The organism is Luteimonas dalianensis, assembly GCF_049339425.1.
Classification (GTDB): domain Bacteria; phylum Pseudomonadota; class Gammaproteobacteria; order Xanthomonadales; family Xanthomonadaceae; genus Luteimonas; species Luteimonas dalianensis.
On the sequence record NZ_JBMPPO010000003.1, the window covers coordinates 85,453 to 110,617 of the forward strand.

The window sequence follows — 25,165 nt, forward strand, 5'->3', positions numbered from 1 at the left end:
AGCGTATCCCCAACACACGATGGCTAAGGCCCACGTCGCTGGGTTGCAGAGGTCCACTTTTGGCCGAAAGCCGCCGTTGGGTGCCACTGATCAACGTCGGTCTGTTGGTCATCGACGGCTGGCCCAAGTGGTCAAGCTGTTCGGTCCACGAACCCCGTTCAGCGAAATGCTAATGGCCTTCCCGAGCTCGGGCTCCTACCCTGTTGGCCCGCCTTGAGCGGGTGCCGACCCCGGATCCTGGCCCCCATGTCTGAACTTGCCGCCGTCTACCGCCTGCCCCGCCGACTGCCCAACCCACCCGGACTGTTGGGGGCATGCGTGCCTGTCCCGTCGCGGATGCCCCGGCCGCTGCTACCCTTCCGCGCCACCTGCGGCTTCCCCTCCCCGGCCGAGGATTTCTACGGCCAGGGCGACGATCTCGACCTCAACGAACGGGTGATCGCCAACCCCGCGGCCACGTTCTTCGTCGAAGCGGACACGGGCACGTCGATGGTGGAGTTCGGCATCTTCCCCGGCGACACGCTGGTGGTGGACCGATCGCTCACGCCTCGGCATGGCGATGTGGTCATGGTGTTGTGGGAAGGCGGCTACACCGTCAAGCAGTGGTGGCCCACCGCCCGGGGCCTGGAGCTGCGTTCGGGAAGCCCGCAGCACGCCCCCATCCGGGTAGGTCCGGAGGAAGAGGTCGAGGTGTGGGGCGTGGTGACCTGGTCGTTCCGCAAACAGTTTCGCCGGAAGCGCTGACGACAACGCCCCCGAAGGGGCGTTGAAGGCTTATCGGCGCTGGGGGGAGGGGACTGCTCCCGGCCCACCCGGGTGGGCATTGGCCTGAACCGCAGGACCAGTGTTCCCGACTGGCGATTGCTTGGCCATCGGACTTTGCCCTCGTGGGGGTAGGACTTCACCATCACGGTTCGTAAGTCCTTGCCAGGACGGCAATCTCGGCCGGTGAGAGCGCCAGGCCTACCCTGTCCATCCTGGCAGCGGAGGCGATGATGGACGACAAGGCAATCAAGGCACCCCACACAGTGCGCACAGCGCCCGCGGGCGCGTGCATCTACTGCGGGGCCACCGAAGGCCGCCTGACCGACGAGCACGTCGTTCCGAAGGGCCTGGGCGGCACGTTGGTGCTGCCGCAAGCCAGCTGCGACGATTGCGCGCGCCTGACCTCGCAATTCGAGATGCGGGTGCTACGGGGATTTCTTGATCGAGGCCGCCAGGCCATGGGCATCAAGGGGCGCAAGAGCCACAAGCGCCCAGCAGCGGATACGCTCACGCAAACCTTCATCCAGGCCGACGAGTCCACGATCGATCACGACGTGCCGTGGGACGACGGCGTCAAAGTGATGCACCTGCCAGTCTTCGTTCTGCCGGCCTTCCTCGATCCGCGGCGTGCGATGGACCCGGCCGTAAGCCAGCTGGAAATCATGGCGCTGGACACGCTTCATTTCGGCGTCGGTCAGGGCGAGCTCGTGCGCGAATACCAGGCCCAGGGCATGCGCTTTGAGGACCGGATGGACCTATGGGCGTTCGCCAAAATGCTTGCCAAGGTCGCGCACAGCTATCACGTGGCGATTCACGGTGTGTTTCCGCTGGAGCAAAGCCCGCTGGTGCCTATCATCCTGGGCCAGCGCTCCGACGCGCTGAACTGGATTGGCACGACGCTTTCGGACACCCTGCCCTCCGGCGGGCAAGCCCTTCACCTGCTCCATCATCAGGCGCTGGAATCCGAAGAGGGGAGCCGGGCTTCGGCGGTTCGCATCAAGCTGTTTGCGCACGACTCCACGCCCACGTATGCCTTGGCCACGCGCGTTGAGCCGCCCGAGGTGGCGTGATGTTCGGACTGGTCGACGGCAACAACTTCTATGCTTCTTGCGAGCGGGTGTTCGACCCGTCCTTGCTGGGCCAGCCCGTGGTCGTGCTGTCGAACAACGACGGGTGCGCCATTGCCCGAAGCAACGAGGCGAAGGCGCTAGGCGTGAAGATGGGGCAGCCCATCCATGAAGTGCCCTCCCCCATCCGCCGGCAGCTGAAGGTCCGCTCGGCCAACTTTGCGCTGTATGGGGACCTGTCAGGCCGGGTGGTGTCGATCCTGCGGGATTTGTTCCCCGCCGTGGAGGTCTACTCCATCGACGAGTCGTTCGTGTCGTTCGACGGCATCCCCTCGCATGAGCGGGTGCGCGTGGCAACCGAAGCCCGCGCCCGCATTCGCCAGTGGACGGGCATTCCTTGTTGCGTTGGCATCGGGTCGACCAAAACCCTGGCAAAGCTTGGCAACAAGCGGGCGAAGTCGACAGCCGCGGGCGTGGAGGAAGTCAGTAGTGCGCCGCAGCTGGCTGACTTCCCCGTGGAGGACGTGTGGGGCGTGGGCCGGAAGTGGGCGGCACGCCTGGGCGCCGAAGGCATCCTCACGGCAGGCGACCTGGTTCGGACAGATCCCGACACGCTGCGGGCCCGCTATGGCGTGGTGCTGGCGCGCACCCAACGCGAGCTCCAAGGCATCGCCTGCTCGGAGCTGGAAGGAACCGAGCCCGATAGAAAGCAGATCGTGGTGTCGCGTTCCTTTGGGCGCGAGGTCGTGGACTTCGACGACGTGAGCCAGGCGGTGGCCACCTTCGCCATCCGTGCCTGCGAGAAGCTCCGCGCCCGATCGCTCCAGGCTTCGGGCGTATGGGTGTGGTTGAACACCAATGCCTTCAAGCCCGGAGCCAAGCAATACCACCCCAGCCGGGCCATTTCGCTCATCGCCCCGTCCAGCGACACGCGCGAGGTGCTGGCAGTGGCCCAGGCCCTGGTGCGCTCGATGTATCGGAAGGGCTACGCCTACAAAAAGGCCGGCGTTGGCCTGCTGGACTTGACCCACGGCGACACCCACCAGGCCGACCTGTTCGCCGGCGTGGACCCGCGGTCGGAGAAGCTCATGGCCGTGCTCGACCAGGCCAATCGGCGCTTCGGCCGAGGAACGATGGGCTTCGCCTCGGCCCACCGGCGCACGCCGGCCCAGTGGCGGATGCGGCAAGAGCACCTCTCGCCCGCGTATACGACTCAGTGGGATCAGTTGCTCAAAGTGCGCTAGACGGCGAGCATTTCGGTTGGGTGCGGGCCAACTCCAGCATGTAGGCTTGAGCGACGAGCTTGATCTGGGCCTTGAGATAGAACTGATAGCGGTAGAACGCCGCGGGTGAGGGATCGCCATTGACGGCCTCCATGTCCTCGCCCAGCAGCCCAGCGGCTTCAAGCAGACCTGGCGGACCGAACTCTTTCAGCGCCTCGTCCAATGAGGTCCCCGCGGCCTCGTGGCGCCGCTCCAACTCCGAGCGGAGGGTCTCCACATGTCGGCGACCTTCCTCGGACCAGGTCCGCAGTTCTTCGAATCCTTCGGCACTGTAGGGATGAATCGCGTCACTCATGAAAACCACACTCCAAGAGAAGGGAATAGAAGATGACATCTAGCGACAGGACGTACCTCGGCCGCCGCATTCGTTGACTCAGTTGGCCTCCAGGCAGTGGTCCAGATACAGCTCCGCCAAGCGCTCCCCATTGACCAACGCGATGCGACTGCCGGTGTCGTTGAGCTCCTGAACGCGAGCTTCCGTGTCCTGGCCGATTTCGCCCACGGTGATGATGACGCCCAGGTCCGCTTCGTGCTTTTCCATCCCTCGGATTAGCTCGTCGACAACGTGGGATCCCAGAGGCCGGTCCACCTGGTTGTAGTGTTTGACCTGAGCCACGAGCTTGAGCTCGAACAGCCCCAGTGGCAGGACGCTGGCAACGATGTCATCCCCCTGGTCCAGCGAGCGGGCAGTAATCGTGCTGTCCACCGCGCCCAGGCTGTCGAGGACCACTTGCACCACCTTCTCGAACTTGAAGGGGTCCAGCCTTCCGAACCGTAGCTGCTCCAGCGTGGTGGCAAGCAGCGCTTTGCGGATGTCGCGCTCGAACGTGGGGGCCGGTTCTCCGGCGGCGATGGAGCGGCCGTCAGCCAGCACAGATTCGATGTCTGCCACGAGGTCCGAGGCCCCAGCCGTGGAGCCCTGAATCTTCATGCGCGATTGGAGAGCGGCACTGGCCAATTGGCGGTCGATCGCCTGCTTGTCGTTGAGCCACTCCACCTGACGCCAGTAGCCTACTCCGGCCGAAGATCCCTGTTGCGCACCGCCAACAACGCGGGCGACGTAGAACTGACGTCCCGGCGCTGGCACCACTACGAAATCCCCAGGCTTCATGTCCCGGATAAAGCGCCACAGGTGCCCGGCGGCTGCCCCGGCCTTCCTCAAGGAAGGGGCGTCTGGGTAATAGCCGTCCGATACCACGGAACGAAACGCTACCCACTCCATGGCACTGTCCAGCAGCCCGTCCATGCCAGACCACCCGATGACGATTCGGTCATCAGCCAAGCAAGCGTCGAGCATGCTCTCGCGCCCGGGAGCGACTCGCAGCACGTATGCGTGGGTAACCGAATCACTGCTTGGCATGGTCATACCTGTCGAGATGAGAAGGCTCAGAAAAACTGCAGCGTTGAGGGCTGGATTGTTGCGACACGGCTACTTCTCGGCTTGCCGGGGCGCCCGCACAAAGTCCACATGCAGGCGCTTGGCCAGTGCCCTGCCCGCCTTGCTCAAGGGCTGCGTGCTCACCAGCACCGCGTCGCACAAGGCGGGCTTACGCAGGGCCCGGCACTCGGCGCGTAGCACCGCCCGGTATTTGATGGCCTGGTAGATGCCGCGCATGAGCTCGGCGTCGCTGGCGTTGCTGGCCTTGACCTCCACGGCCAGGCTCTCGCGCCCGTTGGTGAAGTAGGCATCCAGACTGTCGCCGGAGCTCAATCGATGCTCTTTCACCCCGGCGTCGAACCGTCCGTAATCCTCGAACCATTCTGGATGGGTGGCCACCCAGGCCTTGAGCGCCTTGTGCGCCGCGCTTTCCGGCCGGTAGGCGGTCGGAATGCTCGGAAGATCAATGGAGTGCCCGTCGTCGGGGTTGGCTAGGTCTGGCTCGAGCACGTCCACCCCCAGCGCCTGGGCCACCCGGTCCCACTTCGGCCCGTAGTCGAACACGGCTTGCATGGCGGCTTCGATGTAGGTCTTCCGGTTGGCGGCCATGCCCGCGCCGCCATCATCGAAGTAGTAGTGGGCGACTTCGTCGGCACCATGGCCTGGCAGCTTGGTGTCGGCCTGGACCACGATAAGGTTGAGCGGTGGGATCTTCTCGCCCCACTGCTCCCCCAGCTCCTGGATGGCGAAACCCACCGCGCCCACGGCCGGGCCATACAAGGTCTTGCGGGCCTTGGACTCCAAGCCATAGAGCCGCTCGAGCTCGGCGGCGAGTTCCCCGTAGGTGATGGGCCGGCCGATCTTGGCCCGCTGGATGAGGATGGAAGGAATCCGCGGCACGACTTCACTGCGCCATGGAGAACGCGCCAGCTCCTGCCGGCTCCAGTCGTATGCCATCACGAAACCCTTCTTCCCAGCGAATCCATCGCTGCCCCAACGAGAGACTATCAGCTCGGGAGCTGCCTTCGGAGTTCAGCCGCCACGGCTTGTGCCAACCATTCCCGGTCCTCCTCGGTGAGCGTTCGAGGCGAGGTTTGCTCGGCAAAACCCCAGGCCTCCTCGACGAGCTCGCGCTCGTAGTCGTCCATTTCGTGATCGTCGGGAGTCATTGGCGGTTCTCGGGGATGAGCCTCACGGCCGCAACGCTGACGGGCTCGCGGGCGGGGCGGATGTAGGGCGAGCGCGGTAGCCGGCCTTCGCGGCTCAAGCGCCGGGCGTCCGTGCGGGCCACGATCTCCAGTGGCGAGCGCCCCATACGCGCCCCGTATTCCAGGGCGTCCGGGTTGTCGATTGCGGCAGTTAGCCCTTCCTCCGACCAGTAGACCGCCATGAGCCAAGCGCCGGCCCGGGCATTGGGCACCCGCTGGCCGGCGTGGTGGAAATGCGGGGTCAACTCGCCCAGCGCGTCCACGTGGCGGTCCTGATGAACCGCCGACAGCAGGCGGTGAAAGCGAGTCAGCCCGTCGCCGGTGTTGTAGGACAGCCAGGTGAGCGCAGCTTGCCGGTGTGGCGGCAAGCCGTCGAAGTGAGCCGGGCCAACGATGTCTCGGGCCCGTGTGCGATAGCCCTCTTCCGTGGCGCCCAGCAGGGCCACGGCCTGGAGTTGGGTCAGGCGCACACGGTCTTGGGCTGCCCGGTCGCGACCCAGCAAGGCATCGATGTCGGCCTCCGACAGCCCGGCGATGCGGAAGTCGGCGCGCACACGCTCGGCACCCAACGAGGCCACCCGGCACCGGATGCAGTAGCCCATGCCGATATTGAGCCCCGCCGCGTCCCAGTAGGCCTTCGTGGCGATGCCTTCGATGGACACGGCCAGGGCGGCGAAGCGCTCGCCCGCGTCGAGCAGCTGGCGGGCCACCTCGGCCACGGGAAGCTCGTCGGAGCTCAGCTCCACGTGCCACGGACCGTAATCCATGACCTGGGGCCACGCGGGGGAGACGGGCGAGTGAGCGGAACTGACCAGCAAGGCCAAGGAAAGGGCAGCGCACATCATGGACAAGGCTGCTCCAAGGCCTGGGTCAGCAGGAAGCGCATCAAGCTCGACAGCGTGCGCTCCTGCCGGGCGGCTTCCGCGGCCAGGCACTCGTAAAGCTCCGCGTCCACCCTCACCGGCGGCAGGATCTTGGACTTGGTGGGCTGGCTGGACTGGGTCATGCCGCCACCTCGCCCTTGGCCCAGCCGATGGACAGCAGGTATTCGCCGAACAGGGCGAACAGGTGGTCGTGCATACGGGCAATGCTGGGATAGCCCATCCGATCCGCCGCGCGCTGCTCGGTGTTCAAGTGAGGAAGTTGGACGAACGCCCAAGCTTGGTCGTTGCGCTTGCACATGTAGTGCGCGGCGCAGCCATTGAGATTGACCATGGCTAGGATGGCCTCCTCACCCTTGACGTAGCACTGGCCGCGATCGTAGACATAGAACGTGATCTGACCCTTTCCCTTCGGCATCGCGGGCGGCCGCCAGTCGGTGGTCTCCATTGGATTGGCGTCGGGTTCAACCGTTTTATGAACGGCTTTGGACAAGGGGTTGAGCATTTGCGTCTCCTGGATGTAAAGGTTTGCTATACATTCCAGTCAAGACGAGAACCGGGTTATGTCAAGGGTATCCATACCCATTTTTCGCCTCTTTCGTTCTGTTTTCGCTTGACCCTTTCGGCGTTTGCGATTGGATGAAGAAATCCCCATATCAAGGAGAGAGCTCATGGCTAACCCACCCCTGGCAATCATTGCCTTCGTTCTGTTCTTCATCGGCTGCATCTTCATGGACTTCCCGCTGCCTGGCATGCTGCTCGCGCTGCCGGTGTGGTTCCTGAGTGGCTTTCTGTTGACCGTGTGCGTGCGCCAATACCAGCGGGACAAGGCGCGAGACAACAACATTTACCTGTCTCACGACAATCCGCCCGGGGGCGCAGGCAAGGGCGCACTAATCGGCCTTGGGCTGTGGCTGGGAGCGGCCGCGCTGGGCGTCGCCGGCCTGTTCATGGGCTGGCTGCCCGACGATCTGACGATGCCCATCCTGGGCGTGGCGGTATATGGCTGGCTGCCTCTGACGCTGCTGGGCGCTTTGATGGGCAGGATGTGGCGCGCGACCACACCTCCGGCGCAGCGGGCGTAGAGCGCGCCGCGCAGTAATCAAACCACTGCGGATTGCGAACCGAAAGCCCCCGATTCCGGGGGCTTTTCTTATCGCTCCAGCCAGTCAGGCATGTTGAGCTGGATGGGCGTCCCGGCGTGGGCCGTGGCACGAATGGAGTTCGCCGCATTACTCATCTTGTTCGCGTTGAACAAGATGGCGTCAAACATGCTGCTCAAGAAGACGAGCAAGGCGAGGTAGATGGCGCAGGTACGAATGGTCTTGAAGGTGGAACGAGGCATGTGAGGTTCTCCTTGGGGGATATGGGATGAAAGCGTCCAAGTCGATAACCTCTGATGTGAAGGAATGTAAAGCATTGCTATACATTCCAGTCAAGACGACAAACGGTTTCTGTCAAGGTTTAGACCCTGAATAAATAGATGTTTCTCATCGCGATGAAAAAGGGGCCCGAAGGCCCCTTGAGGTTTACTCCCGGGCTTCCGGGATGCGCAGGACCACCACGCCATCGGTGGGAACGGCCTTGAGCACGAGGCGGAACCCCTTGCCGTCGGTGTGGGGCCAGGCCGAGCCGATCTTCGACCAGCTGGAGCGCTTCTCGCCCTGGGCTTCGTATTCCTCGACCAGGAAGGCATCGAGGCGCTCGGGGGTGGCAGGCTTGGTCTGCTTGGACATGGGACGTTCCTTTTTCGTGCGAGCGGATTGCTCGGGATCCGAAGAAGGGAGGTGTGAGCCAGGAGCACCCCGTGGGCCACCCGCGGGGCCGCAGCAAAGGCAGCGGGCGTGACGGGGTCTAGTGTCGTGGGAACCTACAGGCCCACGTAAGCGGCCCCAGCCCGCGTCGACGGCGCGAAGGAGTGACCACTTGCCCCATCAGGCGTCGCCGACCGACGGTGCCCGACAAAGCGATGGCTGCTCGAAAAGGATTGGCCATGGGGACCTCGCCGCCCAACCCACGCATGCCTTCCATGGTCCCCACCATGAAGCCCAGGTTCTCCAACTGGTCGCACGGCCGGGCTTGCCTCACCAAGGCATCCACCACGCTCAAGGCCCCCCGAAGGGAGCCTCAGTGCGTATTCCGGGAGTCGGGGGCTTACGCCCAGTCGTAGGGCTTGCGGGAGAGGCTGAAGGTGGCCATGGCCACCACCAGGCCCGTGATGAACATCCCCGACAGCAGGCCGTAGGGACCCACCATCACCGCCATAAAGATTCCATGGGCCACGCCCAACACGGCGACCGTGAACTGGGCGGCAGTGGCGCCGAACAACTCTTCGAGATCCTCGAAGGCGGTATACAGGAACATTCCCATGGCAATGGTGGCCATGGCCGACAGCTCGAGCGACGGGATGAGCAGCAGCATGAGGCTGGTCAGCGCGGCGGGGATGGCGAAGAAGTAGGAGAGCAGTTTCATGGCGGGTTCCTTGGAAGGTGAAAGGGTGGCTACACCTTCACCATAGATCGCCCTGCCATTTTGTAAAGCCATCTAACGATACATTTCCAGACTAAAGCATGGGTTTCTAGGCTAAAACGATAAACTGCAACCCACTTCACATTCTGGACTCCTCATGCGAACGGCGCCTCTCGGCGCCGCTGCATTAGAGGGGGGTGAGGTGGGTTTATCCCACCCTTGCCTTAGGCTTTTGGTGCGGTCAGGCGGCCTTCTTGGTTGCCTTCTTCCTGACTGACTTCTTCACCGCCTTCTTCACCGCCTTCTTGGCTGTCTTCTTGGCTGCGGGGCGCTTTGCCGTCGTCTTCTTCGCGGGCTTCTTGGTGGCCTTCTTGGCGGCCTTCTTCGCGACCGTATTGCCCGCTGGCGCATTGGGGTTGCTGGGCCACTTCTCGCCTGGGTTGTCCTTCCGCCACTGACGCCCCTCGGCAGACCTTCCCCATGCGGCAAAGGCCTTGTGGATCTGGCCCCGACCTGCCCACGTGGTGCCATCGGGCAGCATGAACTTCGGAGGCACAGTGCCCGCAGATCCCTTACCCTTTCCGGCCGCGGCCTTGCCACCACGCTTCGTCGGCGCAGCTGCCACATCGTCCAGGCCCAGGCTTGCGACAATGCGACGCTTCTGCGACTCGGAGAAATGCTTGGCGTAGTCGTTCAACGTGGCCATGACTTCCGGAAACTTGCCCTTGGCCGCGTCGCGCTCCAGCCGGGCAATCTCTCGCTCCAGCTTCTTGGCGTCGGCCGTAGTGGTGGCATGCTTTTGCTTCAGGCTTTCAAGGTCTGCCATCGGATACTCCGATAAAGGGATTGCGCGCACGTTTGCACGCAGTCATTGAAAATGCAAGACAAAGGGCCCTTGCGGGCCCTGGGTGGAGAATCGGTTGAATGATTAGATCCAACCTCGAGCCGCCAGGCTGCTGTAGGTTTCACCGGCGATGACAAAGTGGTCGAGGAGTCGAATATCCAGCAGCGACAAGGCCTGCTTGAGCCGGGCGGTTACCGCGCGGTCGGCGGCGCTGGGTTCGGGATTCCCCGACGGGTGGTTGTGGTAAATGATGAGGGCCGCGGCATTGTGGTGGAGGGCACGCTTGGCCACTTCCCGCGGATGGACTTCGGCGCCATCGACCGTGCCTCGGAACAGGTCTTCCACGGCCAGGATTTGATGTCGCGTGTCCAGGAACACCGCACCGAACACCTCGTGCTCGAGGTGGGCCAAGTGGGCGCGCAGGTATCGGGTGGCGTCGGTGGGCTCGCCGATCTTGCCTTGGCGGAACAGCCTCTTGCGAAGGATGGCGTCGGCCGCTTCCAGGATCTGTTCTTCCCGGTCGGCGTTGTAGAAGGTCCACAAGTCGTTGGTGCGCATCGTTGTTCTCCCAGGCGTGATTGCCGTGGGGCCCAACCACCCGCGTCGAACAGGACCGCAGGCACCCGCAGGGGCGCAACGAAGAGGAGCAGGCTTGGCCTTGTCCGTGGGACCGACGTGGGTAGGGTTCCTTCAAGGCAATCCCCGGGAGGGGATATGCGCCATGGGGACCGCAGCGCCCGGTAAGGCATGGAAGCAGCCAGCCTTCGGAAGAATCGAGCCGCGGCGAGCCCTTACACCCCGGTATCCATCGACCAGTTGGCCGGACGCCACGCGCGGCCGGTGCCCTGGACACTCGACAGCTTGGCCGCCAACCGATCCGTGTCGGACGACGACGGGCTCCACGGGGAAGGGGCTGGCCCTGCCGGTGCGGCCATGGCTCCAGCCACCCGCTGGGGGACCCCGTGCCCCCAGGCCAACCCGCTTTGAGCACGAAAGGCTTGCGAGGCACCGGCCTCGATGAGCATGCGCGCCACGGCGACATGCCCGCCCAAGGCGGCCAGCCTCAGCGCCGAATGCCCTCGGCGATCCAATGCGTCTGCGTCCACCCCGTGGCGCAACAGGTAGGCCACGCACGCCTCCCACCCTCGCCCCGCAGCTTCATGAAGCGGGGTTCGTCCCCGCGCGGATACGGCCCCCAGATCCGCGCCACTGGCATGGAGTGCTTCCAGCACACCCACCCGCCCTGCTCTGGCGGCCACGTGCGCGGGCTGGCGCCCTGCCCGATCCACTTGGGCCACGCGCAGACCAAGCTGGCGCAACGCATCCACGTGCTCGGGCGATTGGGCGCGGTGAAAGGCCGTGCGGCCGCGGTCGTCGGCTTCGGTCAACGACACCCCGCGCTGGACCAACCATTGAACGAGGTCCATGCGATCGAAAGCCAGGCTGAGATCCAGCAAGGGAACGCCGCACACCCGCGCCAATGGCCCGAGCATGCGGAAGCTGCCTTTGACGATCTTGGCCAGGAGATCAGTCATTGTCCTTGCACACCCATATCAGCCACGGCTCGATCAGGCCTCATAGCGACAGGCCCATGGTCTGCTCGACCTTGCGCTGTCGACGGTGCCTGCCCTTCCCTTCCTCCTGGGACTCCACCGTTTGCTCCTCGGCACGCACGAGTTTTGGCGTGGGCAGGTGTTCGTATTTCTCGATCTTCAGGTGCTCGCAGATTTTCTCCGCGTTCGCACACGCTGAGAACAGCTCGCGATAGTCGTTCTCCAGCAGCTTGATCCAGTGGCCCACGTAAGCGTCGTGCTGGCCCAGCTGGAAGCCAATCTGAAGCCGGTCACCGGCCATGAGGCTGGCCAGCTCGGCTCGAAGCTCTTCGCGGGCATAGCTGGCCGACCCGAACTTGCCGGACAAGTCCCGGTTGAGTCGGCTGGGGTGCCCGGTGGCGTGCCCGCATTCGTGGAGGACGACACCGTAGTAGCTGGAGCTGTCCCGGAACTGCTCGCGCAGGGGCAAGTGAATGCTGTCCGTGGAGGGACGGTAGTAGGCCTGGTTGCCGCCGTCGTGCTCGATGAGCACGCCTGAGGTCCGCACGTCCTCAATCAAGGCCTCGCATCGGGCGTGGCGTTCGAACTCCCCGGGCACGGGCGTGGCCGGCTGAGGCGCCAGGCCGTCGAACTGCTGGGCGTTGAACACCGGCATCATCGAAAAATACGGACGAGACGTGTCGTCCTCGGCCTCGTGCTCAGGCTTCGTATGCTCCGCTTCCGCTTTGCGGGTGAAGCGCTTCAGGATGCCGGTGGACTTCTCTCCCTTGCGGACCCTCGCGCCCAGGCCATTGCCTTGTCGCAGGGTCAACCATCGGCTGTCGGTGTATCCCAACGCTTCTTGCTGGGCCCACAGCCGCAGGCCATTGGCCAAGGAATACGACCGGCCAGAGACCGCGTTGTAGGGCATGCGGAAGGCGTGTTGGCCTGGCACCCACAGCTGCTGGAGGGGAGACGTGCCCGCCTTGAGACGGTCGATCATGTCCTGGGCGACGTTGCGGGCGTGTTCTTCCTTCTTGCTGGGGGTGTGGCTCATGGCTCTTCTCGTTGGGGGAGTCAGTCGGACAGGCGAATCTCGCCACCGCGCTCCATGTGGTGGTCGACGAGCTCCATGAGCTCGGCCTTGGACACGAGGTTCACGCCCGCCGCCGGGTGGCGCTCCAGGCGCATGACGAACCCACGGCCTTCGCGACGTAGGAAGAACCGGTCGGCCGCGTCCAGCGCGTCCTCGAGCGCAATGGCGTCCTCAATGAACGCATCGTCGTAAGCGGTGGACATGGGCTCTCCTGTTTCGTGTGCTCAATCCAATATGTTTGAAATCCTATTTAAGGCAATAGCCATAACCGCTTGCCCTATTTCGGATTCGATCAATCCTGGGTTATCAACCCATGGAGACGCTCATGAAACGAATCACCCTTGCCGTGGCCTTGACCCTGGCCGTGCCCGTCGCCGCGCAGGCCGCCAACTACTCGGCACGCCACTACGGCACCAGTGAAGCGTTGACGGTTCAAGACGCCCGGCTGGCAGAGGTACTCATGGTCCGGGAGGTCAGCCTGAGCTCGGACAAGCGCGTGAACCCAGGTTCGGCCATTGGCGCTGCCTTGGGTTATGGCGTGGCGCACCAAGTCAAGGGCGACCAGCGTCGGGCGGCCCAAGTGGCAGGCACCGCCTTGGGTGCGGTCGCCGGGACCGGCATTCAGAACCGGCTGAGCCAGCGGCGGGCGCTCGAAATCTACGTGCGCGAGATCGACGACCGGCGCGGCCGAGTGTTGGCCATCGTCCAAGACATGGACGTGGACATCCGGCAAGGCGATCGGGTCTTCCTCGTGGGCAAGGGCAAGAAGACGCGGGTCGTGCCGCTGATTCCTGAAGCACGACTAGATCCCACCGGCATCGACGCTTGCGACGTCAGCGTCGGGAGCTGGAACGCGGACGCGTGCGAAACCTTCCACTTCACCTGGGCACCCGGGCCCGCCATGGTCATCGCAGCCCCGGTCGACGTGTCAGTGGGGCCGGAGATGAACTTCGACCAGGCCGTGCGCACGGCAACCATCGGGGCTCGCTGACATGTGGAGGTGGCTCCAGTCGTTCCGCTCCAAGCGCTCTGAGCCCGCCTCTCGCGGGGCGTTCGATGAGTTCGGTGCCCAGGGTCTGAGCGCCCAGGCAAAGGCCGACATCGACCGCCCGCGCGAGGCCAAGGGCTGGGGCGTCTGCGCTTCAGCGGGGACCGACCGGCACTCGTTCGGATCGACCAACTCTGGCATGTCGTCCAACGTCGTACGCCCGTTGGCTCGACAGTGGCAAGGAACGCAGCAATGAGCGGATGGACGCCAGACCCAAAGAGCCTCCTGGAGCCCGGAGAAACCTGGCGCTCCACCCTGTTCGACGATGTGCCGGTGCCCACCTTCCACGAGGAGTTGTATCGCACCGCGCAGGCGGCGGGGCCGTCTTCGGAAGCCATCGACGCCGTGCTCGACGCGCACCGTCGCGAGCATGGGGAACCCGAGCAGGTGGCTTACGCCGCGAGGCTGGATCCGTGCGACGAGCGGTTCGGCCCGCCTCCACCCCAAGAGCTCGAGAAGCTGTTGGAAAAGTTCGGCCAGGACGCGGGGCAGCGATTGTCCGAATACCTCCGGGAGCACCATGCCTGGAAGCAGGCGCCGTCCTCAATGCGGCAGACGTAGCCCCACTACTCGCCGTCGAGGATCCACGCCACGGTCGGGTAGTCCAGCAGCCGAGCGATCTCGGCCGACTTGGTGAGCATGGCTGGCACGACACCATCCTCATTCTTCAGGTGGGCATTGGCCCCCAGCACCAGGCAAGCGAACACCAGGTCTTCGTTGTTGGCCCGGGCGGCGTGGTGGAGCACTGAATAGCCTTGCTCGTCTTGCGCATCCACGTCCGCCCCCCATCGAACCAACGCCGACAGGGCCGCGGCATCGGTGGCGAGCATGAACGGCGTGCGTCCTCGGTGGTCGCGTGCCTCCAGGTCAGCGCCAAGCGCCGACAATTGCTCGATGAGCGGCACGTCGTTGGCCTCGGCGGCCAGATGGAGCGGTGAGTAGCCTTGCCGGCACGTGGGCAAGTGGATATTCGCGCCATGGGCGATGAGCACGTCGACCAGGGCGTATTGCTGAGAACGAATCGCCCAATGAAAGGCCGACCACAGCATGGCGGGCTCGAGGGCGTTGGGGTCGGCGCCGTCGGCCAGGAAGTGGCGGACTTTTTCCAGGCTCTTGTCGCCGTCCAGGATTGCTTCAAACAGTGCGTCGCGATTCTGGGGCAATGGGGGGCTCCTAGTGGATACCCCTCTAGCATTGATCGTTTGTCGGAACAGGCAAGACGGGTCCCTTAAGGAGCCTCGGACAGCATCAAGTCCTTGTCGTACCTGGCAACCAACTCGAGACTGGGAATCATGACCGTGCCGGCCACAATGTTGTGCGAGAACACTCGTCCGTCAGAAACGGGCGGCTGGCTGGAGAACTCGGCGAAGCGATCGTTGCTGACCACATAACCACCCGCCTCAGCCGCGGACGCCAGTATGACCTTGTCCGCTCGGCCGTCGACTACGTTCAAACTGGCAAGCCCAGCAAACACGCGCTTCAGGTCAGCCTCGGACAGATGACGAATCTTCTGCCCTCTCTTCTCGCTTTCATGTCCGGTCAGCTTGCCCAAGCTCTTCTTATCGAAGAAGACATGAACAGCGCAGTCGGGGCGATGTTTAACCATCCAGCGAGCCACCGCAACGACTGGTCCGACGCCCACAAAGACGCCGTTCTCCGAGCACAAGTTGCTCCCATCAATGAATAGGCTTTCGACTGGCGTCTCTGCGTGCTGCTTGATCTCGTACGCTCTCTCCAGCAGCTTTTCCAGGTCCCGGCTCAGACGATTGACCTCGGCGACCTTGTGCTGAGCATTGCGCCCCGGATCACTTGCATCCTTGAACGCCTTGTCGCTTTCGTAATCTTCTTTGTGGTCAGAGAACCCCAAGATGGACCGGCAGCGAAAGTGAATGGCCGCACGCTTGGCGCCATTCTGCGGGCCTTTGAGCTCCTTCAGCTCCAGCGACAGCCGCTTCAACTGCTCCTGCTCTCTCTTGAGCCTCTCGATGGCCTGCCGAGTATCGGCAATCTCCTCAGGGATCGAACCCAGCTGGCGATCAAGCTCTGCCTTCTTTCGTTCAAGGACGGCGACTTCCGTTTGAAGTCGCTGAAGGTCCTGATCAACTATTGCTAGCGCTCTGCGCGCGGATTCCGCATCGAAGCTGATGAGCATAGCGTTGGCCGAACGTAGCTTCGCGACCTTGGCCAACTCTTCTTTCGCCCGTGTCAATAGCTGCTCACGTGCGGCCTCCTGCATGTCGACATGCCGCTTTCCTTCCTCCTTGGCCTTTCTGCGCGCAAGAAGCATCCAACCAGTCAGCGCCGCAGCCCCCAACCCAGGCACGCCAAGCGCAACGGCAGCCACTGGTGCCGCCCAGCCGCTGGACTTCGACAAGCCCCAAGGTTGGATTGTCTCGGCAGAAAGAAGTGATCGATCTCTCATCTCTTCGATGCTGCGCTCGATCTTTGCTGCTTCGACCTGCAAGTCTTCGGCGCGCTTGGTGCCGGCGGCGATGGCCTTGGTTACCGCCTCGACAGATTCAGCATCGTGCGACTCAAGGTCATCCTGGATTTGCGATCTCTGGGACTCCAATGTGCGCATTTGGGCTTCGAGCGTTCGAATGCGAGCGTAGAACGGGTTGAACTCCATTGGGACGTGCAGCTCCTTGGATAGTTGCGTAGGTACCTTGTGGCCAGCCTAGTTGGCGTGATTGACCGCACGCCGAACTTCGAATGCCTTCACGAATCGAACGGCGCTAACGACGTGGTTGCAGATGAGCAGCGCCTCGTCATAGGGGAGCACCTCATTGTCATGCGCTAGAGAATGGTTGTTACGCACGAGATTGAAGGCCTCCAGGTTGGCGATGGAGGACTTGAGAATGCGCTTCGTCATGTCCGAGGTCAGGTGGCCCGACTTTTCCAGGTGCTTGACGTAGGCGCCGAACAGACTGTTGAGTGACGTGGACCGGTCATGGGCGATGCCGTGGGTCTCGCACAGTTGGCGGACGAACTTCACGACCCAAGTATGCAAGCGGTCCAGCCCCAACTCGGGCTGGTGCTTCTCAATGGCCTCGCGCACGGCTTGCGCCACAAGCTCGAAGTTGCGGTCGTCCTTGTCCCCCGTGATGGCGTCGATGTCGGCCACGGGCTGGCCTTGCGAGAGCCGGCTGAGGATTGGGGCACAGTCGGCCAGGACTTGGGGGTCCAGAGACCAGCCCTCGTCGTTGGCGTGCGCAATCATCTCGTTGAGGGACCTGGCCACGACGTGGTTGGGCTCGATGTCCCAGAACACGCGCAATCGCCGGGCCTTGGACTCGCCGTTGACGGAGTATTTCGGGTCGTCGATGTCCTTGCGGACGAACTCGGAGAAGAATTCGGCGAAGGTCCGGTTTCCGAACTGAAGCACGTAGCCCCCGCCCATGCCCAGCAGTTGTTCCAGCTTGCGCCGTTCTCGTGAGTTCAGATCAGACATGGCTCCCCCCGTGCTCCGGTCAGTTTAGCCGGGCACGGAGGGGAGGTTGCGCTACAGGCTCAAGCCAGCCCGCCTGCGCTGCCCTGCCCCTGCTGGCTGGATGCCAAGGCGGTTCTCCAGCCTCTGCGCTCCATCGCCACTCGGAGCCCACTGGTCCGAGCTGCGCGATTTGCGGGTTGAGGTGTTGGCGGTCCGACTTGATGCCCTCTTCGATCAGCGCCTGGCTGACCTCGGCAAGCGTGCTGAAGCCGCGAACCGTGTCGCGATGCGGCACCCGTGCCGAATGGAGCTGCCAGCGGGGAATCGGGTCGCCGTTGTTGGCGGCCTCCATTCGGGTGTGCCGGTCGGCTTCGGTCAGCTCCAGATCGAGTCGTTCGGCCCACCGCTCCAGCTGGTCGCGGGATTCGTGCTTGGTCATATTGGTTCTCCGTAGGCGGCGCGAACGTGCGCCGGCGGTGCGCCCCATTGGCGCTACCCCAGAGTTGGGATCCGAACTTCTTACCCCTGGCGGGGAACCTGACGAACTACGACTTGCTTCTTTCTACCTCAGCAGAGAGAAAGGGCAAGGCCAGCGTTGTCAAAATGACACCGACAACCCTAGCGCCGCGCCCGCTTCTGGTGGATTTGCTGGAGGTCTAGACGTGAAGGTGGGTTTTCTCCGCCTGTTTCCAGCTTCCATCAACCGCGTTCGGCGCTTGCCATCCACGAACCGCTGCCGAGGCGAATGCAAGCCGCTCACGACCAGTCAGCACGTCGCCCACCGTCACCACGCACTCGCGCAACGCCACGCCATGGACCATCTGGTTGGCCAAGAGCTGGAGTGCGGTCATCGCAGAGCACAAGGGGTCCAGATCGGTGGCGTGAACCGTGATGGCCTTGCCCTCCTCAACGAGGACTTGAATCTGAGCCAACACCAGACCCCCGGCTCCACAGCACGGCTCATAGACTCGACAGAGATCCCGGCCCGTCGGATGGCGTTTTCGATGGTCGGCACCCAAGGCGGCGACCAGCTTGGTCATATCCGGCGGGGTGAAGTGCTGCCCCAGCCCATTGCCGCCATTGCGCCCCAGGAAGTGGGCGTGGACCTGGGTCAGCACATCTTCAAAGGGTGAAGCCGCGTCGACGGCGTCCATGTAGGCGGAGGTGGCATGTCTGATGGCCATCGCTTGGGCCTCGGGGAAGAGGAGCCCTTCCAAGGCCTCCCTCATGGGTGGGTAGCTCTTGGCGTGGAGCAGGAACCTGTAGCCTTGTTGCGCCCTCTGCGTAGTCCCCAACACTGCGGCGTGTGCGAACAAGGTCAGCGCACGCCCGGGATCCCAGCGCGCCCCCGTGGGGATGGCTTGGATCGCTTTCGTCAGGGCGTCGATGGTCGGATGCGTGCTCATGCCGGCACGTCGTCAATGCCCGCCTGCGCCTGGGACGGATGGACGTTCCCAGCAATCAGGTTTCGGGTCACCTTGACGCCCTCAAGGAAGATGCCGGCGGTGCGCACCTTCTCTCCCGACATCGTCAGGTGCTTGAAGGTCAGGTAGGGCATGCGTTCGCGCACGCGCTTCCAGAACTCTTCGGCCGCCACCGGCTTCTTGCCGGCTTCGGTGAGCACGAACTCCCTGTAGTCGCTGTAGACCGCCTTCTTACAGGTTTGGGTGAGCTCACACTCCACTGCTTCGCGGTCGTTGAGGTAGGCCACCACCGTGTCCGACACCTGCCGGTTCTGTTCGGCCAGCTTGACCACTGCCTCGGGCAACTCACTAGGGAAACCGCCACGCTGGATGAGGCGGACTGCCCCAGCCAGGATCCAGTTGAGCACCTGGGCCATCTCGGCTGGATCGTCCGTGATCAGCTTGTGGAAGTCGGCCACTCGATCCTTGCTGCCCTCTTCCAGGCGGACGTTGAATGGGATGGCCATCACCTTCCGCCAGAAACCGTGCTCGTGGCCCGACACCGTGAACCACTCATTGAGCGCCACGAACAGCGAGACCCTGAGGACGGCCGAGTATGGATCGCGGCCCTTTGGCTCCACTTCCGTAGGGTCCCAGGAAATGAGCTTCTTCAGTTCCTCTTGAACGGCTGCCGTCAGAACCTTGGGCATCTCGGTGGCGATGGCCAAGGTCTTGCCCACCAGCGAATTCATGGCGAACTGCCCATCGAGCTTGTCCACGCGAATGGCGGTGTTCTTCGGATGAAGGGCACGCAGGATGTGGAGGAAGGTCGACTTGCCGTTGCTGCCACTGCCCAGCAGGAAAAATCCCTTCTCCAGGCACATGGGCAGCAGGGAGCTGGCCGTGGCTTCCTGCAGCAGCTCGCGCACACCGATGTCGGGCATGAACCGGTCCAGATACTGGCCCCAGTGGGACTTGGGATCGACCGGGCGCGGCTCGTAGGTGCCGTCGTCGGCCACCAACGACATGTCGAAGTTCGCCGGGACCTGGTAAGTGATTCCCAGCTTCCGGTCTGGAGCCAGCACGCGCACTTGGCCTGACTTCTCGATCTCAAGGTAGGCCCCACGCACCGGAATGATGGCCCGATTGCGGCTGTCGGGGAGGAACTTGTCCTCGCGCTCGATGAACTCGAGCACGGCCGTGTCCAAGCACGCGTAGGCCAGGTTCCGGTTGGCCTTGCCCGACTCGGCTGTCTTCAGCCAGCGGTAGGCCTTGGCGGCAGCGACCTTGTCAGGAAGGGCAGCCCAGAACTCGCCGGTCCACTGATACAGCGTGGAGTCGATGTTTCCAGATTCCGACACGCCCCCGACCACGAAATCATCGGCGTCTGCAAGGAACTCGGCGTAGCGCATTTCGGCGCTGGCATCTAGCGCAGCCATCAGCTCTTCGGCGGGCGCATTGGGTTGCCTGGCGCTGGAACCAGGAAAAGCCACCACTTTGCTAGGTCGAGTGTTGACACGACCCGTGCTGTTGTCTACTTTCATATCCATTGTCCGTTGTATGTTTCACACGAGCCCCGGTTGCAGCCGGGGCTTTTCTTTTGGTTTATGCAGCTAACCTGGTCCGACTCACCCACTCGGCCATTGCCTCTCGCAAGGCTTCGGAGGGACTCCGCCCCTGTTCTCTGGCTGTGGCGGTGAACTGCTCTTTCAGTTTCTTGCTGACACGCGCCCTGACCAGATCGTCATTGAGCGAATGAGTCATCGATTTCGTATCCATGGAGTTTCCAGTGCTTGGGAGTTGGGTTTGTGGCACACGTGTGCCACGACTTGATACAAGCAGAAAATCCCCGCTTGGCAATACGACATTCCTGACTAAATTCCATGAATCCCATTTCTGCGAGTTTAATCCCGAAATTTCATGCATATAGCTAACTTTGGAACAGGTGCCTGTTCCGACCCTGTTCCGGCTGGAAGCCTTGATACATAAGGGCTGGAACAGGTGGAACGGGTGGAACAGGGTGGTAAGTCCGTGCAAGAAAAACTTTCATTCTTTGTTAGGTAAATACCTGCCGAGATCGAGCTACACGCATATAGGACTGCGACTTGCACCCGTTCCGCCCGTTCCACCCGTTCCAGACTTCGTAAGACACTGATGCGACTAAGAAAAACGTGTGCAAAAACCGGAACAAGGTCGGAACAGGTGCCTGTTCCAGGAAGGTCTAGTTTTCGCGCGGCTTGAGCTTCAGGTCATTCATTGCTCGTTCCCATGCCACCGCCGCAGCATTGCCAAACGGCGGATTTGACAACACCAAATCTGCTCCCTGCTTTCGCAGTGGCGCCAGGATTGTCGCGGGATTGCGGCTGCGATGGATTGATCGAAGTGCCGTGACTTCACTCGTTCCGAGCACGCACCCCACCTGGACCTCGATCTTTCCAAGCGGATTGATGTGCAACCATTGATTTGTGACCAACTGCAAAGCGGTCAATGCGGCACATGTCGGATCGATGTCCTGGACCAGTAGTTCAATACACTCCAGGGCAATGCCCGCAGCCAAGCACTGACGCAGATAGGCCAACGAAAGAGCTCCGATTCCACAACACAAGTCGAGCACCTTTACTGTTTCGTCCTCAGGCAGTGGAACGAATCCAGCCACCCCGTCTGCCAAGCTGCTGGTGCTGAAGAACTGACCCAAATGCATCCCGCGCCGGCTCGCGAAGTGTTCATGAACGGGCGTGAGAAGGTCCGTGAATGGTGGGTTGTTCCTTACGGCAAGCTGGTAGGTCCGAACGGTGTCTTCAATCTTTTCCATGCCCTCAATCGGCTCGTCCGGGTCCACCGGGACAAATCCGAACCGGACAAGATCGCTGAGCGCCAGGAATACCGGGCGACCAGCTGCCTTATGGACAGCCAACACGGTGGCAAGCACATGCTGCGTAAAAGCCGCCAGTCGGGTGGCTGGACTGTCGGCCGGAATTCTCTCAATGGCCTTGATGATCTCGGCCACGCTTTCGCTGCGATTGGGCGCCACATTCGAAGAACGGCGGTTCATTGGAATCTCCAGGCAAAGGGTTCCGCCGCGGCCCCGTTCGGGGCCGCATTGGTCTGAGGTTGGGAGGGTTAAGAGCTGTGAACGCTAGTGCGGCAGCGTCAGTTCGACGGTCAGCACGCGGTCGATGAAGTTCGGAGCCTGGACGTGAGCGATGATCTCGGCCCCATAGGCGGTCAGATGGAGATCGGGCACGCCAGTTCGCACATAAGTCGCGACGGCCATGCTCGAAACGCGGGTGAGACAGGCCTCGTATTCTTCGCCCGGCACGGCTGCCACGATGGCCTTGACTGCATCGAGTTGCCCATGCGTTTCCAGCGTCCAACCCTGAAAATCGGGCATGTTCGAACGTCGCGCCTTGGCAGAATGTCGCTGCCTGTGATTAGCCTTTTTCATGTCTATCTCCGTTAATCGCTTCGCCAGTCGAAGCGTTGGAGAGACGATGACAAGACAGCCTGGAACCGCGCCCAGGTGATCTCGTACCGTTATCGGGACATTTGTCCCGACAACGTCCCGCGCCCCTAGTGCTGGCGGGCGTGGCTTTATCAGGGGGGCTTTTGCGTTATCCGGAGCGGGCGCGCGCCGTCAGGGCGTGGCGAACCTCATCCAGGCGAAGCTCTGCGGCGTGGTGGTAGGGCTGACGAGCGGACTCGCTGACCCACGGCCGCGTCAATGCCTCAATCCAGTCCAGGGGCTGGAAGGGGTGCGATGGATGTAGGGCCGCCAAGCCCAACACCCGCTGCTTTTCGTCCACGGCCCATGCCTGGGTCTTCGCCAGGGCCTGGGCCCCTGCCCCGCTCTCCGCCAGGACGGCACGGAGCAATGCCTCCATGTCCGCCACTTGGTCCTGCAGCTGCTCCACCTTGCGCCGCTGCTCTTCCAGCCTGTCGTCGTGACCGGGCATGGCGCAGCGCTGGACGGACGACCATCGGTAGCGGGCACCTTGGCGATTGGACTTGGGCTCCTGCCATTCCGGCAGCAGCCCGCTGGCCTTGCGTTGCCGTCGCTTACGGAGCGTGTCCGAAGAGATTCCGAGCATGTAGGCCGCCACCGCCGCGCTCACCCATTCCACCTGCCCGGCCCTGGCTTTCGCATACTCTTCCTCTTGCGAGGGCGTGAGCTGGCCTACGGGCTTCGTACGAGGCCTGCCTCGGGGATTGCTTCCCAGAATGTTGGGATCGCCCTTCAAAAGCGCCTGCTGCCCAATGGACGGATGCGCTCAGGCGCTGACTCCGTCGGTTCATCCAGTCGCGCGTCCAGATCCAGGCCCCGCTGCCGCGTGCGTGCGGCCTCCAGATCCCGGAACGCAGACGTCAGCACGTCATTCATCGCCTCATGAAACGGAGCCCGGTCGACCTCGCTTTCCCACGGCTGGCTCAACGCCTCTTCCAGCGTTCCCTCGAAGGCGTCCGCGGGGTCGATTCGGGCGTATCGCTGTTCGTCCAGCGTCCACAAATGTCCCACCACTTTGTCGCCGTCCATCGCCCAGGGATGAATCTCCATGGCGTCGGTGAGCGTGGCGAAGCACACCACCCCCAGGCGCTTGGCCCGAGCGCGGGCACGGGCCAGTTGGTCCTCGGCTTCCTTCAAGGCGATGGCCGCCTCGATTCGGGCGGTTTCCTGGCGCACGTCCTCCACGTCAGTGCGCCGCCCTCGGGTGAGCACGTCTCCCGAACGGCTGGCGACGAACGTGTCGAGTGCCTCGATGGTGAAGCCCATGCGCTGATTGAGCGCGGCAGAACCCGGCGCGGCCTGGTGCTTCACTGGCTGCGGCCCGCGGTTGCTGCGCACCCATTCCAGCAGGGTCTTGTAGTGGACGCCCAGATAGTAGGCCGCGGCCTTCGTGCTGACCCGCGCGCGGGTTCCAGCGCGGTGCTCGTCGATTTCCTGCGCCCATTGGGCCACGTCGGGACGTGGAAGGGTGTCCGGGTCCCGATGGAGTGGAAAGGTGCCGTCCATGGCGCCAGTGTAACTAGGCGGTTTGCGGGACGGGCAACAGAGGCCAGTCGACTGGCTTGGTCTCGTTGTAGAACGTGGGCGCGCTGGAGGCCATCAGCTGCTGAATTTGCGACAGCGCCCGCTCCAGCTCGTACCACTCCGGCTCCTGGTAGCGCCGCGATGACTGGGACCCCTTGTCTTGATCATCGTCCTCGTCTCGCGGTGGCAGGTGGTTGAACAGGCGGCTGGTGATGCGATCGGGCAAATCGAGCTTGCCGGAGTAGCGTCCCAAGGTCCTGCGCAGGTCGTGAGGCGTGGGGCCGAACTCCACGGGGAGTTCGCTGGCCAGGCCCTTGAGGATGGCCTTGCTGTCCTTGTAGTGCCCTTCCTTCGCCTTGGCGCTCCTGGCCGGATAGACCCACTTCGCCCGGGGGTCGCTGGCAGGCAGTCGGCGCTCGAAGCGGTGTCGGACCAACGCCAGGCCGAAGGGCCCCAGTGGCATGTTGTGGTCGAGGCGGTTCTTGGTCTTGGCGAAGAATGCCTGCGGACCCGACTTGCCCGTGCGCGGGTTGATGGATGGCCGGCCCTCGCGCATGGCGACGGGATCCATTTCATCGAGCCACACCCAGGACGTGGTCGCACGCAGATGCTCGGGCACGCGATCGAACCACGCCAGCCTCGCCGTCTCGTTCCTTCGAGCGCCCAGGAACAAGGTGGTCAGCAGGTAATACACCCCGCTTTCGTTCTGCCCCTTCTGGGCCCGTCGACGCGACCAGAGGTATTCGATAGCGGCCCCCAGGGTGCCGTCGGCTTGGCCCAAGGGATTGCGCACGCGTGCATCCTTGTAGTGCTGCTGCAATGCCTTGGCATCGCGCATCTTCCCTTCTTCCCAGAGCACCTGAAAATCGTTGCCGCGCAGCAGCGGATTCCTGCCCAGCTTCTTGGCCGCGCGCGACTCCTTGCTCAAGACGTAGTTCACCGCGCGATTGGCCGTGGCAAAGGTTTGCTCGGTGGCGGACACGCCTGCGGCCCTCACGCGCGCACGCTTGGCGTCAGTCTCCACCCCTAGACTCATCAGCTCCTCGTCGGTGAGATTCACGCGTCCGACCTTTCGCATGTAGTCCTTGACGGGCTGGGTCAGGCGGTTGGAGTTCAGCGCCGAGGCCAGGCGGCTTGCATCGAAGGCCCGGAGCACGTCGTCCTCGGTGATCTCCAAGATTCTGCGATCCCCAAGATCCACGCCCTTGCGGCTCAGTCGCATGATCGAGGACTTGAGCATGGTCATCGTCCCTTCGGAAACGGGCGGGCTGGTGCGCCTGGCCAACATGTCCCGGTAGGCCCGAATGGCGTCATTGACGGTGGTGGCGAGCACCTTCGCCTCTTCCTCGTTGCCTTTCTCCAACACGGTCGGATGGACGTCGGTCTCCTCGGCTTGGGCCGCCTTGGTCCGCGCCAGGTCGTGGGCCCGCTGAAGGGTCATATCGCGGGTGCTGCCGACCTTGAAGCGGATCACCTTGCCGTTGAGCTTGCGCTGGACCTCGTAAGTCGCCTTCGTCTTTCCCACATACACGCCAAAGCCGGTGGGCGCGCCTTGGCTGCCATCCAGGAAGCGCCACGCCTTGCCGTCCGGCGACGGCTCCAGCGTGGCCAGCCCTCCGCGGGTCAGGACGGGCTGACCCTGCTTGTCTAGCTTCGGGCGCTGGGTGCTGCGAAGCTGTCGGAGTTGTTCTTCGGTGAAGCGCAATCGGAACGCCATGGCCGCCCTCCAAGGTTT

At 63.2% G+C, this 25,165-nt stretch carries 32 protein-coding genes; 6 read left to right on the forward strand and 26 right to left on the reverse strand.

The features are described 5' to 3' along the window. Positions 1-246 precede the first annotated feature (246 nt). The 3 genes from ACOZ90_RS04830 (at position 247) to ACOZ90_RS04840 (ending at position 3,076) form a co-directional block, all read left to right on the forward strand. Positions 247-744, forward strand: a complete 498-nt coding sequence (locus ACOZ90_RS04830) for a LexA family protein (RefSeq protein ID WP_422892511.1) — start codon at positions 247-249, stop codon at positions 742-744. Between the two features lie 251 nt (positions 745-995). Then, the gene (locus ACOZ90_RS04835) at positions 996-1,835 is read left to right on the forward strand and encodes a hypothetical protein (RefSeq protein WP_422892512.1); all 840 of its coding nucleotides are present in this window, start codon (positions 996-998) and stop codon (positions 1,833-1,835) included. Further along, positions 1,835-3,076 (forward strand): Y-family DNA polymerase, encoded by a 1,242-nt coding sequence (locus ACOZ90_RS04840; RefSeq protein WP_422892513.1) that lies wholly within the window; start codon positions 1,835-1,837, stop codon positions 3,074-3,076. Before ACOZ90_RS04835 ends, ACOZ90_RS04840 begins: the two co-directional genes overlap by 1 nt. Here ACOZ90_RS04840 and ACOZ90_RS04845 read toward each other — a convergent pair. The 7 genes from ACOZ90_RS04845 to ACOZ90_RS04875 form a co-directional block, all read right to left on the reverse strand. Next, positions 3,063-3,410, reverse strand: coding sequence for a hypothetical protein (locus ACOZ90_RS04845; RefSeq protein WP_422892514.1), 348 nt, complete (start codon positions 3,408-3,410; stop codon positions 3,063-3,065). The two genes, ACOZ90_RS04840 and ACOZ90_RS04845, sit on opposite strands and share 14 nt — an antisense overlap. 78 nt (positions 3,411-3,488) lie before the next feature. Continuing rightward, the gene (locus ACOZ90_RS04850; protein WP_422892515.1) at positions 3,489-4,361 is read right to left on the reverse strand and encodes a restriction endonuclease; all 873 of its coding nucleotides are present in this window, start codon (positions 4,359-4,361) and stop codon (positions 3,489-3,491) included. A gap of 183 nt (positions 4,362-4,544) precedes the next feature. Continuing rightward, positions 4,545-5,450, reverse strand: a complete 906-nt coding sequence (locus ACOZ90_RS04855) for a hypothetical protein (protein WP_422892516.1) — start codon at positions 5,448-5,450, stop codon at positions 4,545-4,547. A gap of 50 nt (positions 5,451-5,500) precedes the next feature. Continuing rightward, positions 5,501-5,641, reverse strand: a complete 141-nt coding sequence (locus ACOZ90_RS04860; protein ID WP_422892517.1) for a hypothetical protein — start codon at positions 5,639-5,641, stop codon at positions 5,501-5,503. A gap of 17 nt (positions 5,642-5,658) precedes the next feature. After that, positions 5,659-6,447, reverse strand: coding sequence for a hypothetical protein (locus ACOZ90_RS04865; RefSeq protein ID WP_422892518.1), 789 nt, complete (start codon positions 6,445-6,447; stop codon positions 5,659-5,661). A gap of 95 nt (positions 6,448-6,542) precedes the next feature. Further along, positions 6,543-6,707: a ribbon-helix-helix domain-containing protein gene (locus ACOZ90_RS04870; protein WP_422892519.1), complete on the reverse strand. Its 165-nt coding sequence runs from the start codon at positions 6,705-6,707 to the stop codon at positions 6,543-6,545. Further along, positions 6,704-7,087 carry a hypothetical protein gene (locus ACOZ90_RS04875; RefSeq protein ID WP_422892520.1) on the reverse strand — a complete coding sequence of 128 codons (384 nt, stop codon included), beginning with the start codon at positions 7,085-7,087 and terminating at the stop codon, positions 6,704-6,706. Before ACOZ90_RS04875 ends, ACOZ90_RS04870 begins: the two co-directional genes overlap by 4 nt. Before the next feature lie 166 nt (positions 7,088-7,253). Between ACOZ90_RS04875 and ACOZ90_RS04880 the strand changes: the two genes are divergently transcribed. Then, entirely contained in the window at positions 7,254-7,667 is a 414-nt protein-coding gene (locus ACOZ90_RS04880; protein ID WP_422892521.1) for a hypothetical protein, read from the forward strand. Between the two features lie 68 nt (positions 7,668-7,735). On the opposite strand, the gene ACOZ90_RS04885 is transcribed toward ACOZ90_RS04880, so the two are convergent. The 8 genes from ACOZ90_RS04885 to ACOZ90_RS04920 all read right to left on the reverse strand — a co-directional run bounded on the left by ACOZ90_RS04885 (position 7,736) and on the right by ACOZ90_RS04920 (position 12,726). Beyond that, entirely contained in the window at positions 7,736-7,927 is a 192-nt protein-coding gene (locus tag ACOZ90_RS04885; protein ID WP_422892522.1) for a hypothetical protein, read from the reverse strand. 184 nt (positions 7,928-8,111) lie between these two features. Beyond that, positions 8,112-8,318 (reverse strand): hypothetical protein, encoded by a 207-nt coding sequence (locus ACOZ90_RS04890; protein WP_422892523.1) that lies wholly within the window; start codon positions 8,316-8,318, stop codon positions 8,112-8,114. Positions 8,319-8,736: 418 nt separating this feature from the next. After that, the gene (locus ACOZ90_RS04895) at positions 8,737-9,054 is read right to left on the reverse strand and encodes a hypothetical protein (RefSeq protein ID WP_422892524.1); all 318 of its coding nucleotides are present in this window, start codon (positions 9,052-9,054) and stop codon (positions 8,737-8,739) included. 238 nt (positions 9,055-9,292) lie between these two features. Further along, entirely contained in the window at positions 9,293-9,877 is a 585-nt protein-coding gene (locus ACOZ90_RS04900; RefSeq protein ID WP_422892525.1) for a histone-like nucleoid-structuring protein, read from the reverse strand. A 102-nt stretch (positions 9,878-9,979) separates the two neighbouring features. Further along, the gene (radC, locus tag ACOZ90_RS04905; RefSeq protein ID WP_422892526.1) at positions 9,980-10,453 is read right to left on the reverse strand and encodes a RadC family protein; all 474 of its coding nucleotides are present in this window, start codon (positions 10,451-10,453) and stop codon (positions 9,980-9,982) included. A gap of 233 nt (positions 10,454-10,686) precedes the next feature. Continuing rightward, complete coding sequence (locus ACOZ90_RS04910) at positions 10,687-11,430, reverse strand: ankyrin repeat domain-containing protein (RefSeq protein WP_422892527.1); 744 nt, start codon at positions 11,428-11,430, stop codon at positions 10,687-10,689. A 40-nt stretch (positions 11,431-11,470) separates the two neighbouring features. Next, positions 11,471-12,484 carry an ArdC family protein gene (locus ACOZ90_RS04915; protein WP_422892528.1) on the reverse strand — a complete coding sequence of 338 codons (1,014 nt, stop codon included), beginning with the start codon at positions 12,482-12,484 and terminating at the stop codon, positions 11,471-11,473. A gap of 20 nt (positions 12,485-12,504) precedes the next feature. Beyond that, positions 12,505-12,726: a hypothetical protein gene (locus tag ACOZ90_RS04920; protein WP_422892529.1), complete on the reverse strand. Its 222-nt coding sequence runs from the start codon at positions 12,724-12,726 to the stop codon at positions 12,505-12,507. 122 nt (positions 12,727-12,848) lie between these two features. Between ACOZ90_RS04920 and ACOZ90_RS04925 the strand changes: the two genes are divergently transcribed. Together ACOZ90_RS04925 and ACOZ90_RS04930 are read left to right on the forward strand one after the other, a co-directional pair. Then, positions 12,849-13,514 (forward strand): outer membrane lipoprotein, encoded by a 666-nt coding sequence (locus ACOZ90_RS04925; protein WP_422892530.1) that lies wholly within the window; start codon positions 12,849-12,851, stop codon positions 13,512-13,514. A gap of 249 nt (positions 13,515-13,763) precedes the next feature. Then, positions 13,764-14,132, forward strand: coding sequence for a hypothetical protein (locus ACOZ90_RS04930; RefSeq protein WP_422892531.1), 369 nt, complete (start codon positions 13,764-13,766; stop codon positions 14,130-14,132). Positions 14,133-14,137: 5 nt separating this feature from the next. Here the strand turns inward: ACOZ90_RS04930 and ACOZ90_RS04935 are convergent, their stop codons facing one another. The 11 genes from ACOZ90_RS04935 to ACOZ90_RS04990 all read right to left on the reverse strand — a co-directional run bounded on the left by ACOZ90_RS04935 (position 14,138) and on the right by ACOZ90_RS04990 (position 25,147). Next, positions 14,138-14,734, reverse strand: a complete 597-nt coding sequence (locus tag ACOZ90_RS04935) for an ankyrin repeat domain-containing protein (protein ID WP_422892532.1) — start codon at positions 14,732-14,734, stop codon at positions 14,138-14,140. 65 nt (positions 14,735-14,799) lie between these two features. Next, complete coding sequence (locus tag ACOZ90_RS04940) at positions 14,800-16,200, reverse strand: hypothetical protein (protein WP_422892533.1); 1,401 nt, start codon at positions 16,198-16,200, stop codon at positions 14,800-14,802. 48 nt (positions 16,201-16,248) lie between these two features. Next, entirely contained in the window at positions 16,249-17,022 is a 774-nt protein-coding gene (locus ACOZ90_RS04945; RefSeq protein WP_422892534.1) for an abortive infection family protein, read from the reverse strand. A 19-nt stretch (positions 17,023-17,041) separates the two neighbouring features. Then, positions 17,042-17,440, reverse strand: coding sequence for a hypothetical protein (locus ACOZ90_RS04950; protein ID WP_422892535.1), 399 nt, complete (start codon positions 17,438-17,440; stop codon positions 17,042-17,044). A 217-nt stretch (positions 17,441-17,657) separates the two neighbouring features. Further along, the gene (locus ACOZ90_RS04955; RefSeq protein ID WP_422892536.1) at positions 17,658-18,407 is read right to left on the reverse strand and encodes an N-6 DNA methylase; all 750 of its coding nucleotides are present in this window, start codon (positions 18,405-18,407) and stop codon (positions 17,658-17,660) included. Continuing rightward, on the reverse strand, positions 18,404-19,948 hold the full coding sequence (locus ACOZ90_RS04960) for a DNA primase family protein (protein WP_422892537.1): 1,545 nt from the start codon (positions 19,946-19,948) through the stop codon (positions 18,404-18,406). Before ACOZ90_RS04960 ends, ACOZ90_RS04955 begins: the two co-directional genes overlap by 4 nt. A 677-nt stretch (positions 19,949-20,625) precedes the next feature. Further along, a complete protein-coding gene (locus ACOZ90_RS04970) occupies positions 20,626-21,456 on the reverse strand; it encodes an N-6 DNA methylase (protein ID WP_422892539.1) in 831 nt (276 codons plus the stop codon). An 84-nt stretch (positions 21,457-21,540) separates the two neighbouring features. Next, entirely contained in the window at positions 21,541-21,849 is a 309-nt protein-coding gene (locus tag ACOZ90_RS04975) for a hypothetical protein (RefSeq protein WP_422892540.1), read from the reverse strand. A gap of 166 nt (positions 21,850-22,015) precedes the next feature. Continuing rightward, positions 22,016-22,516, reverse strand: coding sequence for a hypothetical protein (locus tag ACOZ90_RS04980; protein WP_422892541.1), 501 nt, complete (start codon positions 22,514-22,516; stop codon positions 22,016-22,018). A 122-nt stretch (positions 22,517-22,638) separates the two neighbouring features. Next, positions 22,639-23,412, reverse strand: coding sequence for a hypothetical protein (locus ACOZ90_RS04985; RefSeq protein ID WP_422892542.1), 774 nt, complete (start codon positions 23,410-23,412; stop codon positions 22,639-22,641). A gap of 13 nt (positions 23,413-23,425) precedes the next feature. Further along, the gene (locus ACOZ90_RS04990) at positions 23,426-25,147 is read right to left on the reverse strand and encodes a site-specific integrase (protein ID WP_422892543.1); all 1,722 of its coding nucleotides are present in this window, start codon (positions 25,145-25,147) and stop codon (positions 23,426-23,428) included. Positions 25,148-25,165: the final 18 nt, after the last annotated feature.

Bases quoted from the DNA above. Each gene is read 5' to 3' on its own strand.
- ACOZ90_RS04830 (WP_422892511.1), top strand. From the start codon at position 247: ATGTCTGAACTTGCCGCCGTCTACCGCCTGCCCCGCCGACTGCCCAAC.
- ACOZ90_RS04835 (WP_422892512.1), top strand. From the start codon at position 996: ATGGACGACAAGGCAATCAAGGCACCCCACACAGTGCGCACAGCGCCC.
- ACOZ90_RS04840 (WP_422892513.1), top strand. From the start codon at position 1,835: ATGTTCGGACTGGTCGACGGCAACAACTTCTATGCTTCTTGCGAGCGG.
- ACOZ90_RS04845 (WP_422892514.1), bottom strand. From the start codon at position 3,410: ATGAGTGACGCGATTCATCCCTACAGTGCCGAAGGATTCGAAGAACTG.
- ACOZ90_RS04850 (WP_422892515.1), bottom strand. From the start codon at position 4,361: ATGGACGGGCTGCTGGACAGTGCCATGGAGTGGGTAGCGTTTCGTTCC.
- ACOZ90_RS04855 (WP_422892516.1), bottom strand. From the start codon at position 5,450: ATGGCATACGACTGGAGCCGGCAGGAGCTGGCGCGTTCTCCATGGCGC.
- ACOZ90_RS04860 (WP_422892517.1), bottom strand. From the start codon at position 5,641: ATGGACGACTACGAGCGCGAGCTCGTCGAGGAGGCCTGGGGTTTTGCC.
- ACOZ90_RS04870 (WP_422892519.1), bottom strand. From the start codon at position 6,707: ATGACCCAGTCCAGCCAGCCCACCAAGTCCAAGATCCTGCCGCCGGTG.
- ACOZ90_RS04875 (WP_422892520.1), bottom strand. From the start codon at position 7,087: ATGCTCAACCCCTTGTCCAAAGCCGTTCATAAAACGGTTGAACCCGAC.
- ACOZ90_RS04880 (WP_422892521.1), top strand. From the start codon at position 7,254: ATGGCTAACCCACCCCTGGCAATCATTGCCTTCGTTCTGTTCTTCATC.
- ACOZ90_RS04885 (WP_422892522.1), bottom strand. From the start codon at position 7,927: ATGCCTCGTTCCACCTTCAAGACCATTCGTACCTGCGCCATCTACCTC.
- ACOZ90_RS04890 (WP_422892523.1), bottom strand. From the start codon at position 8,318: ATGTCCAAGCAGACCAAGCCTGCCACCCCCGAGCGCCTCGATGCCTTC.
- ACOZ90_RS04895 (WP_422892524.1), bottom strand. From the start codon at position 9,054: ATGAAACTGCTCTCCTACTTCTTCGCCATCCCCGCCGCGCTGACCAGC.
- ACOZ90_RS04900 (WP_422892525.1), bottom strand. From the start codon at position 9,877: ATGGCAGACCTTGAAAGCCTGAAGCAAAAGCATGCCACCACTACGGCC.
- radC (WP_422892526.1), bottom strand. From the start codon at position 10,453: ATGCGCACCAACGACTTGTGGACCTTCTACAACGCCGACCGGGAAGAA.
- ACOZ90_RS04910 (WP_422892527.1), bottom strand. From the start codon at position 11,430: ATGACTGATCTCCTGGCCAAGATCGTCAAAGGCAGCTTCCGCATGCTC.
- ACOZ90_RS04915 (WP_422892528.1), bottom strand. From the start codon at position 12,484: ATGAGCCACACCCCCAGCAAGAAGGAAGAACACGCCCGCAACGTCGCC.
- ACOZ90_RS04920 (WP_422892529.1), bottom strand. From the start codon at position 12,726: ATGTCCACCGCTTACGACGATGCGTTCATTGAGGACGCCATTGCGCTC.
- ACOZ90_RS04925 (WP_422892530.1), top strand. From the start codon at position 12,849: ATGAAACGAATCACCCTTGCCGTGGCCTTGACCCTGGCCGTGCCCGTC.
- ACOZ90_RS04930 (WP_422892531.1), top strand. From the start codon at position 13,764: ATGAGCGGATGGACGCCAGACCCAAAGAGCCTCCTGGAGCCCGGAGAA.
- ACOZ90_RS04940 (WP_422892533.1), bottom strand. From the start codon at position 16,200: ATGGAGTTCAACCCGTTCTACGCTCGCATTCGAACGCTCGAAGCCCAA.
- ACOZ90_RS04945 (WP_422892534.1), bottom strand. From the start codon at position 17,022: ATGTCTGATCTGAACTCACGAGAACGGCGCAAGCTGGAACAACTGCTG.
- ACOZ90_RS04950 (WP_422892535.1), bottom strand. From the start codon at position 17,440: ATGACCAAGCACGAATCCCGCGACCAGCTGGAGCGGTGGGCCGAACGA.
- ACOZ90_RS04955 (WP_422892536.1), bottom strand. From the start codon at position 18,407: ATGAGCACGCATCCGACCATCGACGCCCTGACGAAAGCGATCCAAGCC.
- ACOZ90_RS04960 (WP_422892537.1), bottom strand. From the start codon at position 19,948: ATGAAAGTAGACAACAGCACGGGTCGTGTCAACACTCGACCTAGCAAA.
- ACOZ90_RS04970 (WP_422892539.1), bottom strand. From the start codon at position 21,456: ATGAACCGCCGTTCTTCGAATGTGGCGCCCAATCGCAGCGAAAGCGTG.
- ACOZ90_RS04975 (WP_422892540.1), bottom strand. From the start codon at position 21,849: ATGAAAAAGGCTAATCACAGGCAGCGACATTCTGCCAAGGCGCGACGT.
- ACOZ90_RS04985 (WP_422892542.1), bottom strand. From the start codon at position 23,412: ATGGACGGCACCTTTCCACTCCATCGGGACCCGGACACCCTTCCACGT.
- ACOZ90_RS04990 (WP_422892543.1), bottom strand. From the start codon at position 25,147: ATGGCGTTCCGATTGCGCTTCACCGAAGAACAACTCCGACAGCTTCGC.